Source organism: Nocardia sp. NPDC055053, from assembly GCF_053608285.1.
On record NZ_JBSGVD010000004.1, the window covers coordinates 220,148 to 235,006 of the forward strand.

General features: G+C 66.0%; 14 protein-coding genes. 6 read left to right on the forward strand and 8 right to left on the reverse strand.

From position 1 onward, the window contains the following. Positions 1-186: 186 nt before the first annotated feature. Together katG and ACWF82_RS06235 are read right to left on the reverse strand one after the other, a co-directional pair. Positions 187-2,442, reverse strand: a complete 2,256-nt coding sequence (gene katG, locus ACWF82_RS06230; RefSeq protein WP_452498515.1) for a catalase/peroxidase HPI — start codon at positions 2,440-2,442, stop codon at positions 187-189. Between the two features lie 31 nt (positions 2,443-2,473). Beyond that, entirely contained in the window at positions 2,474-2,845 is a 372-nt protein-coding gene (locus ACWF82_RS06235; RefSeq protein ID WP_452498517.1) for a Fur family transcriptional regulator, read from the reverse strand. Positions 2,846-3,335: 490 nt separating this feature from the next. On the opposite strand from ACWF82_RS06235, the gene ACWF82_RS06240 reads away from it, so the two are divergent. From ACWF82_RS06240 to ACWF82_RS06250, 3 genes are all read left to right on the forward strand, one after another. After that, entirely contained in the window at positions 3,336-3,668 is a 333-nt protein-coding gene (locus tag ACWF82_RS06240; protein ID WP_452498519.1) for a hypothetical protein, read from the forward strand. 115 nt (positions 3,669-3,783) lie between these two features. Beyond that, entirely contained in the window at positions 3,784-4,266 is a 483-nt protein-coding gene (locus ACWF82_RS06245) for a phage holin family protein (RefSeq protein ID WP_452498521.1), read from the forward strand. Further along, complete coding sequence (locus tag ACWF82_RS06250) at positions 4,199-4,534, forward strand: DUF3618 domain-containing protein (RefSeq protein ID WP_452498523.1); 336 nt, start codon at positions 4,199-4,201, stop codon at positions 4,532-4,534. The genes ACWF82_RS06245 and ACWF82_RS06250 overlap by 68 nt, the downstream gene beginning before the upstream one ends. 172 nt (positions 4,535-4,706) lie before the next feature. On the opposite strand, the gene ACWF82_RS06255 is transcribed toward ACWF82_RS06250, so the two are convergent. Beyond that, a complete protein-coding gene (locus ACWF82_RS06255; RefSeq protein WP_452498525.1) occupies positions 4,707-5,411 on the reverse strand; it encodes a PAS and ANTAR domain-containing protein in 705 nt (234 codons plus the stop codon). A 53-nt stretch (positions 5,412-5,464) separates the two neighbouring features. Here ACWF82_RS06255 and ACWF82_RS06260 point away from each other — a divergent pair, with 53 nt between their 5' ends. Continuing rightward, positions 5,465-6,298 carry a WD40 repeat domain-containing protein gene (locus ACWF82_RS06260; protein WP_452498527.1) on the forward strand — a complete coding sequence of 278 codons (834 nt, stop codon included), beginning with the start codon at positions 5,465-5,467 and terminating at the stop codon, positions 6,296-6,298. A 358-nt stretch (positions 6,299-6,656) separates the two neighbouring features. Next, entirely contained in the window at positions 6,657-6,890 is a 234-nt protein-coding gene (locus ACWF82_RS06265; RefSeq protein WP_452498529.1) for a hypothetical protein, read from the forward strand. A gap of 36 nt (positions 6,891-6,926) precedes the next feature. Here ACWF82_RS06265 and ACWF82_RS06270 read toward each other — a convergent pair whose 3' ends face one another. Genes ACWF82_RS06270 through ACWF82_RS06285 form a run of 4 tightly spaced genes read right to left on the reverse strand, consistent with a single transcriptional unit; the run spans position 6,927 to position 11,021 of the window. Beyond that, positions 6,927-7,721, reverse strand: coding sequence for an MBL fold metallo-hydrolase (locus ACWF82_RS06270; RefSeq protein WP_452498531.1), 795 nt, complete (start codon positions 7,719-7,721; stop codon positions 6,927-6,929). Continuing rightward, positions 7,718-9,310 (reverse strand): zinc-binding dehydrogenase, encoded by a 1,593-nt coding sequence (locus tag ACWF82_RS06275; protein ID WP_452498533.1) that lies wholly within the window; start codon positions 9,308-9,310, stop codon positions 7,718-7,720. Before ACWF82_RS06275 ends, ACWF82_RS06270 begins: the two co-directional genes overlap by 4 nt. A 34-nt stretch (positions 9,311-9,344) precedes the next feature. Continuing rightward, positions 9,345-9,905: an ester cyclase gene (locus ACWF82_RS06280; RefSeq protein ID WP_452498534.1), complete on the reverse strand. Its 561-nt coding sequence runs from the start codon at positions 9,903-9,905 to the stop codon at positions 9,345-9,347. A gap of 15 nt (positions 9,906-9,920) precedes the next feature. Further along, a complete protein-coding gene (locus tag ACWF82_RS06285; RefSeq protein WP_452498536.1) occupies positions 9,921-11,021 on the reverse strand; it encodes a hypothetical protein in 1,101 nt (366 codons plus the stop codon). An 85-nt stretch (positions 11,022-11,106) separates the two neighbouring features. Between ACWF82_RS06285 and ACWF82_RS06290 the strand changes: the two genes are divergently transcribed. Next, positions 11,107-11,814, forward strand: coding sequence for a TetR/AcrR family transcriptional regulator C-terminal domain-containing protein (locus tag ACWF82_RS06290; protein WP_452498538.1), 708 nt, complete (start codon positions 11,107-11,109; stop codon positions 11,812-11,814). A gap of 1,306 nt (positions 11,815-13,120) precedes the next feature. Here ACWF82_RS06290 and ACWF82_RS06295 read toward each other — a convergent pair. After that, positions 13,121-14,761 carry a GMC family oxidoreductase gene (locus tag ACWF82_RS06295; RefSeq protein WP_452498540.1) on the reverse strand — a complete coding sequence of 547 codons (1,641 nt, stop codon included), beginning with the start codon at positions 14,759-14,761 and terminating at the stop codon, positions 13,121-13,123. Positions 14,762-14,859 lie beyond the last annotated feature (98 nt).

The following is a 14,859-nucleotide window of genomic DNA, read 5'->3' on the forward strand; positions in this document are numbered from 1 at the left end:
ACTCACCACCTCACTGTGCGCAATTCCGGTCGACTCTCCGGCACACCGCTGCCGAGGGTCCAGCTGATACAGCCCGACCGAACACGTCACTGCCGCGACAACGTCGCCGAAGCCGATCTACGTGGGATGAGTTGCGGCGCAGCGAGTCCCGGCCGACACGGTGGTAGGCCGGGGCTCGGTCGCGGTTCAGCGCAGATCGAAACGATCGTTGTCGACCACTTTGACCCATGCGGCCAGGAAGTCGTCCACGAACTTCGTACCCGCGTCCTTCTGGCCATAGACCTCGGCGACCGCGCGTAGCACCGAATGTGAGCCGAAGACGAGGTCATTGGGCGTGGCGGTCCACCGCTTCGCACCAGAGCGCCGGTCGATGCCGTCGAAGACGTTCTCCTGTGTCTCCGACGGCTTCCACTCCGTGCGCTGATCGAGGAGATTGACGAAGAAGTCGTTGGTCAGCACGCCCGGCCGATCGGTGAAGACACCGTGTGAGCTGCCACCATGATTGGCGCCTAGGACGCGCAACCCACCGACCAGCACCGTCAGCTGCGGCGCTGTCAGGTCGAGCAGGTAGGCGCGGTCGAGCAGCAGCCGCTCGAGCGGAGCCTTCTCACCGGGACGGACGTAGTTTCGGAAGCCGTCGGCGCGTGGTTCGAGCACGGCGAAGGACTCCACATCGGTGTTGTCTTGTGAGGCGTCGGTTCGGCCCGGCGCGAACGGTACGGTGACGTCGTAACCGGCGTCCGCGGCCGCCTTCTCGATCGCGGCGGAGCCGGCCAGGATGATCAGATCGGCCAGCGATACCTTCTTGCTGCCGGTGGCCGAGGCATTGAAGTCCTGCTGAATCCGCTCGAGGACGGGCAGCACCTGCGCCAGTTCGCCCGGTTCGTTGATGTCCCAGTTGCGCTGTGGCTCGAGCCGAAGGCGGGCACCGTTGGCACCACCGCGCTTGTCGGTGCTGCGGAAGCTGGCCGCCGACGCCCACGCGGTCTTGACCAGCTGAGCGACAGGCAATCCGGAATCCAGGACTGTGGCCTTCAGCGCCGCGATGTCGTACTCGTCGATCAGGGGGTGGTCGACGGCGGGAACGGGGTCCTGCCACAGCTGAGGCTCGGGTATCCAGGGGCCGAGGTAGCGGCTCACCGGTCCCATATCGCGGTGCAGCAGCTTGTACCAGGCCTTGGCGAACGCTTCGGCCAGTTCTTCTGGGTGGTCGAGCCAGCGCCGGGTGATCTCGCGATAGATCGGGTCTTCACGCAGCGAGAGATCGGTGGTCAGCATCGTCGGTGTCCGGCCTGGTCCCCCGAACGGGTCCGGGATGAGGCCTTCGCCCGCACCGTCTTTCGGCTTCCACTGCCACGCGCCGGCGGGGCTCTTGGTGAGCTCCCACTCGAAGCCGTACAGGTTCTGCAAAAACCCGTTGCTCCACTGAGTGGGAGTGGCGGTCCAGACGACCTCCAGGCCGCTGGTGATGGTGTCCTTGCCCTTGCCGGTGCCGAAAGTGCTCTTCCAGCCCAGGCCTTGCTGCTGGATCGGGGCGGCTTCGGGCTCGGCGCCGACCGAATCCGCGTCGCCGGCGCCGTGGGTCTTGCCGAAGCTGTGACCACCGACGATCAAGGCGGCTGTCTCCTCGTCGTTCATCGCCATGCGCCTGAACGTCTCGCGGATGTCCCGCGCTGCGGCCACCGGATCGGGCGTGCCGTTGGGCCCTTCCGGGTTGACATAGATCAGGCCCATCTGGACCGCTCCCAGCGGGCCCGCCAGCTCGCGGTCACCGCTATAGCGTTCGTCGCCGAGCCAGGTATCCTCCGGCCCCCAGAAGATCTCCTCGGGCTCCCAGATATCCGGCCGGCCGAAGCCGAAACCGAAAGTCCGGAATCCCATCGACTCCAGGGCGACATTACCGGCGAACACCAGCAGATCGGCCCAGGAGATCGCGTTGCCGTGCTTCTGCTTGACCGGCCACAGCAGCCGGCGTGCCTTGTCGAGATTGGCGTTGTCGGGCCAGCTGTTGAGCGGCGCGAATCGCTGTGCACCCTGACCGCCGCCGCCGCGTCCGTCAGCGATCCGGTAGGTCCCCGCCGCGTGCCAGCTCATCCGGATGAACAGACCACCGTAGTTGCCGTAATCGGCGGGCCACCAGTCCTGCGAGTCGGTCAGCACCGCGGCGACATCGGCTTTGAGCGCATCGACGTCGAGTTTCGCGAATTCCGCCGCGTAGTCGAAGTTTTCGCCCAGCGGATTGGATTTGGACGAGTGCGCGTGCAACACCGAGACATCGATCTGCTCCGGCCACCAGTCCGTGTTGGAACTCGGGCGACGGTCGGCCTGCGGGGTCGGCGACGGAATCGCCGGGTTCTCGCTCTCGCTGGTGCTGTGAGTGTCGTTGTCAGGGCTGGGCGGGCGGGTATCGGAGGTCACGATATTCCTTCCTGGACGGGACATGCGGGCTGCGAGCAGAGTCGTGGTCGGCGGGTTATGAGTTCACGCAGTCGGGACACAGCCCCCAATAGATGACCTCAGCCTCGTCGACCGCGAAGCCGTGGTCGTCGGAAGCGGTCAGGCAGGGTGCGGCGCCGACCCGGCAGTCGACGTCGGCGATCAACCCGCACGTCCGGCAGATGACGTGATGATGGTTGTCACCGACCCGCGCCTCGTACCGAGCGACCAGCCCGCGTGGCTGGATGCATCGGAGCAGCCCGGCGCCGGTGAGGGTGCGCAGCGAGTCGTAGACCGCCTGATGCGACACCACCGACAAACGAGTCCGCACGGCACGGATGATCGAATCCGTGTCGGCGTGCGGACTACCGTGCACCGCGCTGAGAACAGCGATACGCGGCGCCGTCACGCGGAGTGAAACTCCCCGCAGCGACTGCTGGAATTCCCTGTCCGAGGGCACTCACGCAGTGTTCTCCGCTTTCTGGAACCAGTCAAGCATCCGGCCGACACCCCTGACCTGCGGGCCTGTGGCGTGACCGGCGATCGCCGACGGCCAGCCAGACTTCAGTCCGGTGGTTCCTGGGCATGCTCTGCCTCTGCAATCTCCGGGGCCACTTCGCGTGTTGCCATTCCGCCATCACCACCGTGGTCGGCCGGACCAGGCCTTTTGTCTTTCGGCTCGTCGGCTATCCACGCCCTACACGCTGTCCTCGGTTTCAATCACGTTCCTGGCATTCGCGTCAGCAGGGCCTAGCCGGGCGGAGCCCGAGCGGGCTGATGTGGGCTTGTGCGACGGCCCGTTGGACCTTCATCGACGTCATCAGGGACAGGCCGGTTGATTGATCCGCAACCCAGCGGGTATCGGCCCTTCATACCTGTCTACCTGGAGGGAGCTATCCATGGCCTACCCGAATCCGCGTCACGGTTCCGTGCCGGAGCGAGCCGACCGACTCGACGGTGAATTCCCCGACCATGCCCGCACGACCCGCAGTCACGCAGGCGAGGGCCTCGAAGACGGTTACAACTTTCCCGGAATCATCCTGTGCGCGTTGGGCGTCATCGCGCTCGGCCTGTGCCTGACTGCCACCGGCTACGGATTCGGCGGCTGGGCATCCATCGGCGCCGTCGCGACCGTGCTGCTCGCCGGTGCGGGAGTCACCTGGCTGCTGGTCGAGCACCGGCGCGTCAAGACCAGGGAAGGACTGAAGCTCACCGATCCACGCGGACACTGACACCCGCCACCAGACTTTCCGACGTTTGGACCTCGCTCGACGTGCAATGGCCCCGCAAGTTGGGCTCGTAGACGGGACGAACCGGCCACCGGATACCCGACAGGGAGGTGACGCCATGGCGGAAATACAGACCGGACCGCCCAGCACCCAGCACACCCGATCTGTGACCGAACTGGTCGACGACGCATCTCAGCAGATCACCCGACTGGTGCGCGATGAGATGCAACTCGCCCGGATCGAGATGCACGACCGCACAAAAGGACTCGCGCTCGGAGTCGGCATCGCGGGCGCCGGTGGGCTACTCGCGTTCTACGGTGGCATCGCGTTCATGGCCGCCGCGATCTTCGCACTCGCGATTCCCCTTCCGGACTGGGCCGCCGCGCTCATCGTCGGCGCGGTATTGCTGCTGGTCGGTGGTGCCCTTGGGCTTGTCGGAAAGAGGAAGGCCACCGACGCCGCGCCACTTGTCCCGCGCGACACCGCACACAGCGTCAAAGACGACCTCCAGACCATCAAGGAAGGAGCCCACGATGAGCGAGCCCAACGACCCGGACGCAGTGCGCCTGGACCGCGACCAGGCACGTCGCGAACTCAGTGACACGGTCGCCGAGTTGACCGACAAACTCGATGTGCCCGCACGTACGAAGGACAAGGTGCACCACACTGCCGAAGCAGCCAAACATCGGATCACCGACGCGAAGTACCAAACCCTGCACACCGCGGACCTCGCACGGGACACGGCAGAACAGGCGCTCCACAAGACCAGGCAGGCCGCCGGTATAGCACCGAAACCGGCGCTGTCGGTGGCGGCGGCGGTGCTCGCCGCGGTCGCGGTCTGGCTGATCACGCGGCGGCGGCGATCCTGAATCGCTGCACAGCTGTGTCGTCAGCCGGCGTCTTCGTCGGTACCGGATCGCTGACCGATACACCCGGCTCACGCCGGTGCTCGTCGCCGGTGGGTCGGTGCAGTGTCGCTTCGGAATCCGTGCGAGCTCACAGCCTATCTCGGCCCACCGACCTGGCACCGCCTTCGGCGGCTCAGGTGCCGTCAGCGGGGTCTATCCGCTCGTGGCTGGTCAGCAGCAGGTGGTCGAACACGGTGATCGTGTCTGGCGGAGGCGGCGGGAGCAGCGCCAGGTCGGCGATCACCTGGGCGGCGACGGCACGGAGCTTGAGGTTGGCTTCCTGCGACCGCCACACCAGCACCTTGAACGCCTGCTGGTCGTCGATGCCGTACATGCGCATCAGCACGCCCTTGGCCTGCTCGATCACCGCGCGGGCGGCGACGACACCACCGACCACCTCGGTTACCGCAGCCACGCCGCCGGCGGCCGCGGCCGCATCGACGGTGTCGGTCAGATCCAGGTAGTAGCCGGTGGTGCCGACCGTTTCGCCGTCATCGTTGCGGACGCGGTCGGCGACCACCATGACCGCGTGCACACACCCGGAAGTGTCGATGAACCTGTGGCGGCTCGAGAACGGCTCGCCTTTGGTAATGGTTCGGGTGATCAGTTCGGCGACGACGTCACGGTCGTCGGGATGTTTGTGCGACAGCAGAAGCTCGGTGGTCGGCTCGACCTCGCCGGGGGCGTAACCATGCATCCGGTACACTTCCGGCGACCACTCCCACCGGCGCGTGGTGAACCAGAACGTGAACGTCCCGACCAGAGCGGGCCGGTACGCGCGAGCGAATCGCCCGTCGTCATCGTCAGGGCGGGCGCCCTCGACATCAGGTCCGGTCACGACTCCATCATTTCACTTCGACGCCTCACCGGCCCTACCAAGACGTCCTAGGATTGTCCTTCAGCCCGGACGGACGTCGTATCGCTTCCCTCTTCCTCGACTCCTACCCCTGGCTCTGGGATATCTCGACGAGCCCGGCCCGGGGAACCGCGCTGGGGGGCGATGAAGACTTCGTCTCCACCGTCGGATTCAGCGCCGACGGGCACCGGCTGATCACCGTGGCGCCAACGCATTTCGCCTCCGGCGACACCAACAGGGTGGAGGAGACCGGCAATGTCTTCGCCAACCCACTTGAAATGACGCCCTCCGCTGTCCGCCTTTGGAACACAGACACCGGGGAGCCTGCCGGACCACCCATCATCAGCCGGGGTGGCCTTCTCGCCGACCTCGTGGAAAAAGACGACGAAGCCCCGATCGCCGGCGCCGCGATCAGCCCGGACGGCCAACGCATACCGGTCAGCACGGCCAAGGCGCTGCGCCTCCACGATGCGGCCACCGGGCAGCCGATCGACGAACCGTGGATCGACACCGAGGGCGGTAGCCATGGCGGTGCCGTCGCGTTCAGTCCCGACGGCACCTACGCCGTTGCCGCCAACATCAAGACATCGGAACTGCAGCTGCGCGAAGTTCAGACCGGTCGGCCGGTCGGTAACCCAATGACCGGCCACACAGGTGCCGTACTAGGTCTGGCTTTCACCGCCCACGGCAGCCACATAGTGTCCCGCGGAGCGGACGACGGATGGATGCTGTGGCCCGGCCCCAACAAGTGCAGCGAGGAACTCTGCGACGAACTCATCGCCAACATGACCCGAGCCGAATGGGACGAGTGGGTGTCCCCGACCATCGACTACCGAGCCCCCTGCCCCATGCTGGACGTGCCCGACTGATCCGCTGACAGCCCTGTTCTCCGCTACGCCCGAATGCCACTCAGACCAGGTACGTTCCCACGATGACCAGGCGTTCCCCCGGTTGCCCATGTTTGCGTGTCCTGCCGGGGACACAGCGAAGAGGGGAACGGAACCGGCGCGGTTGCCATTGACGCGCCGATTCCGTCCGTCCAGCTGGGCGGCTGGCGCGCGTTGACGGAGCCGTCGGTGTTTCCCGGCGTGCTGCGTCGCGGGTGGCCGCTAGGGTGTGGCCGACGAGTGCTATCCGGTAGGTCGCCCGGTGGTTGGCCTTGTTGTAGCGGATCTTTAGACACAATGCCTCGAACAGGGACCGGGCAAGTTCCTCGGGCAGGTTTGGATGTCGATCTCGCACGCACCATCCTCGATGACGCCGAGGCCGGATTTCGACGACACCCTCGACATCATCGTGGCCACCGTCCGCGGGACGGTGATCATCGCCGCGATCCCCGGCGCGGACACACCCTTCACTCCCCCCTGGCTGAAACTGAAGGAACATCTGCTCGCGCAAGTGCTCAGCGGGCCCGCCCCCGGAGTCGCCGTCAGCCCTGACCGCGCGGCATCCACGAACTGACACCGACGCCTGTGCGGCTTCTGACTGCCTACGGGGTCAAGCCGGTCCGAGCGCCTTGTGGAGCAGATATGGGTCGTGCGCATTGACCAGCAGCAGGTCGGGGTCGGCGGCGTTCCACAGCTCGGAAAGGCGTTCATGATTGGCCACGACCCGTTTCCAGTCATAGGCGATGACTCGTTCCATCGCCGTGATCGCCCGTGGCGCTGAGCGGGTTCCGTCGAGCTGACCGTGGTGGTAAAAGGAGTCGCCGACGTGCAGAATCCACCGGTCACCGGCATCGACCGCCACCGCCGCGTGGCCGCGGCTGTGGCCGGGCAGAGTGATCAGCACGATGCCGGTCGAGATGTCGGTGAGCTCTTCGGCGCCGGCGAACCCGCGCCAGGCCTCCCCCGCGTCCGGCGTGTGTTCGACGAGGATCGGGTTGTGGGATCGCTGCGCAGGTAGGTAACGCCCGCGTTCGACCAGCGTGCGGGGATGCCGGGTGGCGAAGGACTCCGCCGCCGTGAGGTGCACCTGAGCCCAGGGGAAGTCGGCCAGGCCACCGGCATGGTCGGCGTCGAAGTGGGTGAGCACGATATGGCGCACGTCGCGGGGATCGAAGCCGAGCCGCTGGATCTGCGTGATTGCGGCCTCGGCGGGATCGAATACCGGCCGGACATAGAAGCGGGCGGGCCCGAATCTTTCTCCAGGAGAACGGGAATCACGCAGACCCAAGCCCGCGTCGACGAGGACGAGTCCGCGTGGTGTTTCCACCAGCAGAACGTGGCAGACCAGCCCGCCGGGTGTGGCGATCGGGTGCATGGTGCCGCAGTTGAGATGATGGACCTTCATCCGCCCAGCGCTGCCTTCATCTCGTCCATCGCCGCGGGATCGCCGCTGAGCAGGGCCGGGTCGACGACCTGGATCGGGTGGGTACCGTCCCAGTTCGCTGCCGCGAGCCTGATGAGGTCGAAGACGAACTTCTTCGTCCCGCTCAGGTCGGAGATCTCGATGACGGTACCGGGGTGGTGTTCGGTTTCGAGGTAGGCGAATCGTCCAGTCGGGCCGCCGATTTCGCCTTCCTGTCCGACGGTGAACCCGGCAGCCAGTGCCCCGTCGTAGAGATCCTGATAGTTCTCGGCCCAGTAGGCGATGTGCTGCATGCCCTCGTGGCCTGCGTCGAGGAAGTCCTTGTACATCGACGGTTCCTCGTTCACGGGCTGAATGAGCTCGATCTGGATATCGCCGCTGTTGGCGACAGCGACGTCCATCACCATGCCCGACGGCTCGCCGCGATAGATGAAATTCCCTGGCTTCAGTCCCGTCAGGTAGAACCAGGGACCGATGCCGCTATCGATGAATCCGCGCATGGAGGACTCGATATCGCGCACGACGTAACCGATCTGGCGGATGGTGCCGAACATGTTGGCGCGCGGCGACGGTGACGGAGCGGGCCCGCTGTGTGCGTCGGCGAAGGACAACACGATCTTGCCGACCGCCCCATTCCCGCGGAGCCGCTCGGCCGCGTGTTCGGCTTGTTCGGGCGAGAAAACGCTGTCCACGCGCGGACTGATCCTGCCCACGGCGACGGCGGGAAGGGCCTGCGGGGTCAGCGCGGCAACCACTTCGGCCAGCTCGGCACGGGTGCGAATACTGAATGTGGTGCCGAGCAGACGCTGGCGGCGGAAGGCGATGGTGTCGAGGTCGAGGGTGGTCGCGGCACCGGCGAGTCGGCCGATGCTGACGATGGTGCCGCCTATCGCCGTCGCCGCCGGCAACTGCGCGAAGAGTTCTCCACCGACATGGTCGAGGGCGATGTCGACACCGCTGCCGTTCGTGGCCGCCGCCACCGCCTCCGCGATGTCCTGGGTGGTGGTGTCGACGGTGACGTCGGCACCCGCGACGGTGAGTGCGTCCCGCTTGTCGTCACTGGTGGTCGTGGCGATGACAACGCTTGCACCGAGTGCCTTGGCGAGCTGGATGCCCACCAGGCCGATCGAGCTGGTGCCGCCGACGATCAGCACGCTGTTGCCCGCGACGAAACCCGCCTGGCTGACCAGGGCATCGTGTTCGGTGATCAACCCGACCGGCAGGGTCGCGGCCTCCTCGAAGCTCAGACCGTCCGGGATGGGCACGAGCAACCGTGGGTCACACAGCGCGTAGTCGGCGAAACCACCGACCGTGATGCCCATGACCCGTGTCCCGGCCGTGAGGTGAGGTGCCAGCGGACTGGACGTTTCCACGACGCCCGCCACCTCCATACCCGCGGTGAACTCGCCGGCCTGCTGGGAGTTGGCGGTGTAGCTGCCGTCGAGGGCGTAGAGGTCGGCGCGGTTCAGCCCGGCGGCCATGACCTGGAGGCGGATCGCACCCAGTTGATGCGGGGCTTCGATGTCCCGCAGCTGCCAGTACCGACCGGTGCCGCCGATGAGTGCACGCATGGGTAAATTTCCTTTCACAGCACGATGTGTGGAGTCACGCCGACAGGTCGGCGCGCGGGGTATCGACCAGCAGCGAGTTCGGATGACTCGACAGCGCGAGCAGCCCGCGCACGGCGCGGACGGCCAGCGGCCAGTTGCGGGGGTCGCGCAGATTCACTCCGCCGATGAGTTGCTTGAGCATCGACAGCGTGTCGAAGTAGATCCGCTCGATGACCAGGTTCTCGTCCTCGTCGAAGACGAAGTAGGCCGTCACCCGCGTGCGGTGCCGTGCGCCGGTGGGCGGCACCCCGCCGAACGGCCCCAGATGGGTTCCGAGAAGCCAGAATTCGACGATCACGGCGTCGGCACTGTGCCGCAGGGCGATGATCTCGTGATCCTGATCGGGGAAGGCGACCCGGGTGTCGTGGTAATAGCCACGCACCTCGGAATCACCATCGTGCACCGTGAGGGTAGGGATGATCTCGTAGTGCGGGTGCGGAAACGTGGACAGCACCGCATCCCACTCTTGCGCCACCTCGTCGTGGAAGTGATCCAGGACCAGCTTCTCCCTGGACCGCAGCACCTCGACGGGCGGTACGGCGAATCGATCGGTCATGAGGTCTCCTAGGGATCAGTGATGGGTGATGGCGTCGTGGGTGAACGTCGGCGACGTACCGGGATTGGTCCACGACGCGGTGAGCTCGCTCGACGGGAAGAACTGCAGGAAGCGGGAATCGCGCTGGCTTCGGTCGGCCAGCGTCTTCTCCAGCACGATCGAGTTGTACTGGTCGACAGTGGTTTCGATGGTGTTGGCGTTGAGCACAACCTCCTGGTCCCACTCGCGCGCCCAGCGAGCCAGTCCCGGCATCCGGGAATGCTCCGGTGTCAGGCATTCGGCGGCGATGACGTTCTCGCTGCTCACCCACACGCCGGTGGCGGTGTTGAGGACCAGGCTCTGATTACCGAAGACGTGTCCCGGCGTCTTCACCACCGCGACGCCCGGGCCGAGGACGACCGATCCATCGATGGGCAGGAACGCTTCCGGGGGCACGTCGCGGTAGGTGCCGGGCTGGTACCACGGCCGCTGCAACGGATGTAGGTCGGCCATCGCGGCGAGTTCATCGCGTTGCACGATGACCTTCGCCCGCGGGAACAGCGGCTTCGGCTGCTCACCGAGATCGGGCTGGGGCGCTGTCGCGCCGATCCAGCGGCGCAGGTCCTGGGTGTGCAGATGGTCGAACATCAGGTAGTCGACCTCGGACGGGTCGATGCGCAGGCGCGCCAGGTGCGTGAGCACGGTCGCATGCTCGGTCACCATCCGCTTCAGCACGACATCGGGCGTGCGAGCGGCGAGGCTGTCGAAATACGGTGTGTAGCGGCTGAGTTCGACATCGCTGGGCTCGAACAGCAATACCCGGGGAGTTCCGTCGCTCTCGTGCCACCGGATGACCAGCAGGCGGTTGGTGATCGCCAGGAACGGCGCGATCGCCCGGGAGGCGCGGAACAGGCCGAACCGGGTCGGATACGGCAGGGTCACCAGGTCACAGGTGGTCACGCTGTCGGGGGTACCGGTTTCGATGAACTCCCGGCGGAAATCCTGTGCCTGGGTCCGGACAGCGGTCAGCCGCGCCCCTGGGCCGCCATCGATCCTCGAGAGGTCGGTGAGGCTGTCGACCCGCGAGCCGATGCTCGCCAGGTCCAGCACGTCACCCTGTCGCCACGGCATTCGCATCGGTATCACCTCACATCATTAATCCCACGGCGTGGAATTAATGCCAGATTAAACCCACGCCGTGGAAATATGCAAGAGTGGAATCATGACCGGCGTGACAGCGGACAAGCGAGCATCGAGCGCACCCCGACGAGGCCGACCCAGGAAGGAACAAGCGCAGCTGTCCCGGGTGGCGATCCGGGATGCCGCCCTCGGCGTCATCGACGTCGAGGGCATCGAGGCCGTGACCATGCGTTCGGTCAGCCGCGTCCTCGGCGTCGACGCCAAGAGCCTCTACCACTACGTCGACGACAAGGACGACCTCCTCGATGCCGTCGCCGAGTACCTACTCGAACAACTGCACCCGCCCACGCCCACCGACTCCATCGAAGGCGACCTACGCGCCTGGGCTCAGGAATTCCGCCGCGTCACCCTCGCCCACCCCCGCGCCGCAACCCTCGTCCTCACCCGCCAACTGTCCTCGACCGCCGGCCTGGCCCCCGCCGAGAGCATCCTCACCGTGCTCCGACGCACCGGCTGCAGCACTGAACAAGCAGTCCACCTCATGCGCTCCCTCTTGGCCACGATGATCGGCACCCTCCTACGCGAGGTCTCCGCAGGCCCCACCTTCGGAACGACCGACCCCGAAGAAATCGCCGACCGCCAACACACCCTGGAAGCCTCCGGCCTCCCGCAAGTCGCCCAGGCCGCACCCCATCTCGCCCGCTTCGATCGCGACCGCGAATTCGACTTCACCGTCGATCTGATGGTCGGCCTCATCACCACCCACCTCGACCCCGCCGGCGACGAATAGCGTGGGATGCGTTACCCACGAATGACTCTCGATCAATTCACAGGAAAAGCCCTCCACCCGCCGGCCCACACCGGCGATCGACCTGGATAGGATTTCCGTCCGCGTCGGCGATCTGGATGACCCTGCTCATCATCCTCAGGCAGTGCCTGCATCATCGAACCGCACCCCGCCCCCACACTCGGCTACGTGAAGTTGAACTCGTTGTCGCGGTTGGCAGTCGTCGACCAGTTGACCCCGCCTGTCCCCGCGCTGGACAAGTGGTCGCCGTCGGACTCCAGGACGGGCACCTTCTTCTCGGTCGGTCACGGCGACAAAGATGAGGGACCTGCCGCAACTCGGCAATAATTGCGCCTCGCTATCGCAATCGAAGGATCTTCGGTGCGGGTCGTCACGCTGGGCAGCGAGCCCACCACGCCGACCGTAGGACGGCGTCGTACATCGATCGTTTTGGGCATAGGCCTGACTTGACGCCGGCCGGGCTGCGGCTCGACCCGTATGCCCACTGCGTCACACTGGCGAGGGTTGTCCGAACTCATCAGAATTCCACAGTGCCTCCCACACTCCATCAACCAGCGATGCAACGGATACAACATCGGGGGCAAGCGTGACTGCAACCGACATCAGCGCATGTTCGGGGGATCGCTCCGGTACCGATGGCGGGTGGTGTCGAATATGTGCATGCCGACCTGCCTGATCGTGAAACGCGCTGCGGCGCGGCAGTGTAGATCGGACCGATGACAGCTTCGTTCTACATCCGCTGATGCCGCGACCCGCGCTGACCGAACCGGGCACCACGGCATCTCGGAGGATCAACGATGCGAGTGCCGTACGACCGCCAGCAGTGTGCGCGCCGATTATGTGGCGACTTCGCGCACCGGCCGGTGCGATGAAACCTGGCTCCGGAGCAGCCATCAGCCGAACAGATCAGGCATGCGGCATGCGGAGCTCGTCGGTGTGCATCTCCCGACTATGTCCAACTCGCCTCACGGCGTCCCCGGACCAGTCCAGGTCTACTAGCGACCACTTTCCTTTCTTCCTCGGAGTGGGACAGACAAGCATGACCGATGACATCGCACAACCAGACGAGAACTCCCCGACCCGAGCACCACCCCCGCGTCAGCCACTCGATGCAGCCGACGAGGTCGAGACTTGAGATACATCATGTCGCGTCCTGTAACCAGCACATCCGGGTCCGCACGGCCCGCTCCGCCATCGCCGCAGGTACCGGAGCCGGGCGCAGGGCGCCCGAATCCAGGCACCAGGGATCTACACGGGCTGCCTCGCCGTGCGAGAAGCCCTTGCTGGTTCAGCCGCCGATGATCAGCTCGGCCGCGCGCTCACCGATCATCATGGCCGCAGCATTGGTGTTGCCGCCGACGATAGAGGGCATGATAGAAGCGTCGGCCACTCGAAGTCCGTCCACGCCGCGCACCCGCAGTTCGGGATCGACCACGGCACGTTCGTCGCTACCCATCCGGCAGGTTCCGACCGGGTGATAGACCCCCGATGCGTTGCGGCGTACGAAGTCCGCCAGAGCCGTACTCGTCAGGCCGGATTCGGGTAGCACCTGGCGACCCATCCCCGAGGCCACCGCCGGATGCCGGACTGCCTCCTGGACCAATTCCATTCCCGCGAGCAGGGTCGCCAGGTCTCGCGGCTCGGCCAGATAGTTCGGGTCGATCGCCGGGGCGGTGAACGGATCGGTCGATGCCAGCCGGACAGTCCCCCGGCTCTCCGGATAGAGCATCGTGGGGAGCAGTGTCAGCGACGGCGATGGATCGGCGGCCAGGTGTAGTCCCGGCTCATCCTGATTCTCCGGATAACTCATGGGGAGGATGAACACCTCCAGATCGGGGACGTCGGCGCGAGTTCGTATCCCGCTGTCGATGAATCCGACGGCTTCGAACAGCGTGTGCGACATGTACGTCGAACGCGGGCGCACATATTCACGAGCCATTGTCACGGCGAAACTCATCGGGGACGCCCGGCGGCCACCGGGCGCGAGGTACGACATCGGGACGAACAGATGATCGTGCAGGTTGTCGCCCACCGGCAGGTCGGCGATCACGTCGATCCCGTGCTCGCGCAGATGTGCCGCGTGTCCGATGCCCGACAGCATCAACAAGCGCGGCGTACCCAACGCTCCAGCACTGACGATGACTTCACGTCCGGCCCGCGCCGACGCGATCGGATGCCGGTTCCTGCCCTGTGCCGCCAACTCCACGCCGACCGCACGGCCGTGCTCCACGATCAGCCGGGTCGCGGTCACACCACTCACCACCTGGAGATTGGGCGGGGCGTCCCATAGATATCCGCGATCGGTCCCCACTCGCCGACCCGCGCCGACACTCTGCTGCAATGCGGCTACCCCGGTCTGGCGTGCCCCGTTGTAGTCGTCGTTGGCTCCGGCACCCGTGGCCGCCGACAACGCGGTCATGAAGCTCTCGGTGATGGGCGCCAGACCCGTGGCGCGTTCCACGGTGATCGGACCCAAACCGCCACGCAGGTCACTCGGGCCGTCCTCGAAACTCTCCAGCCGCCGGAAAGACGGCAGTACGTCGGAGAATGCCCAACCCTTGGCACCCTCGGCCGCCCAGTCGTCGTAGTTGCGCCGGTTGCCCCGGACGAACGCCATTCCGTTGACGACGCTGCCTCCGCCGAGCGCGCGACCGTGGGACTGGGGTAGCGCGCGGCCGTTCATGTGTCGCTGCGCGATGGTGTACGCGGGCCAGGTCATGCGACGTTGCAGCTGCGTCACCGCGTGGATCGCTCCGCACATCCCCGGCACCGTGACGAGTGGTCCGCGAAGCCGCTTGCCCGATTCGATCAGGGTGACGGTCGCGCCGGTGTCGGCCAGGCGCCGAGCGACGACCGCCCCCGCGCTGCCCGCACCCACGACGACATAGTCCGCCGGTTTCACATCCTCGAGCTTCTGCGTCCGCTTCATCTGTAACCTCCACATTCGAGTTCTTGCGGCAAACTTTGGACTGAACCGATCGGTCGAGCCGATACCGATCGGCGGCCCGATATCTTTGGTCGGCCGGT

Coding starts and splice junctions, on each gene's coding strand:
- ACWF82_RS06295 (WP_452498540.1), bottom strand. CDS start 14,761: ATGAAGCGGACGCAGAAGCTCGAGGATGTGAAACCGGCGGACTATGTC.
- ACWF82_RS06265 (WP_452498529.1), top strand. CDS start 6,657: ATGTCGATCTCGCACGCACCATCCTCGATGACGCCGAGGCCGGATTTC.
- ACWF82_RS06245 (WP_452498521.1), top strand. CDS start 3,784: ATGGCGGAAATACAGACCGGACCGCCCAGCACCCAGCACACCCGATCT.
- ACWF82_RS06290 (WP_452498538.1), top strand. CDS start 11,107: ATGACCGGCGTGACAGCGGACAAGCGAGCATCGAGCGCACCCCGACGA.
- ACWF82_RS06280 (WP_452498534.1), bottom strand. CDS start 9,905: ATGACCGATCGATTCGCCGTACCGCCCGTCGAGGTGCTGCGGTCCAGG.
- ACWF82_RS06270 (WP_452498531.1), bottom strand. CDS start 7,721: ATGAAGGTCCATCATCTCAACTGCGGCACCATGCACCCGATCGCCACA.
- ACWF82_RS06240 (WP_452498519.1), top strand. CDS start 3,336: ATGGCCTACCCGAATCCGCGTCACGGTTCCGTGCCGGAGCGAGCCGAC.
- ACWF82_RS06250 (WP_452498523.1), top strand. CDS start 4,199: ATGAGCGAGCCCAACGACCCGGACGCAGTGCGCCTGGACCGCGACCAG.
- katG (WP_452498515.1), bottom strand. CDS start 2,442: ATGTCCCGTCCAGGAAGGAATATCGTGACCTCCGATACCCGCCCGCCC.
- ACWF82_RS06275 (WP_452498533.1), bottom strand. CDS start 9,310: ATGCGTGCACTCATCGGCGGCACCGGTCGGTACTGGCAGCTGCGGGAC.
- ACWF82_RS06285 (WP_452498536.1), bottom strand. CDS start 11,021: ATGCGAATGCCGTGGCGACAGGGTGACGTGCTGGACCTGGCGAGCATC.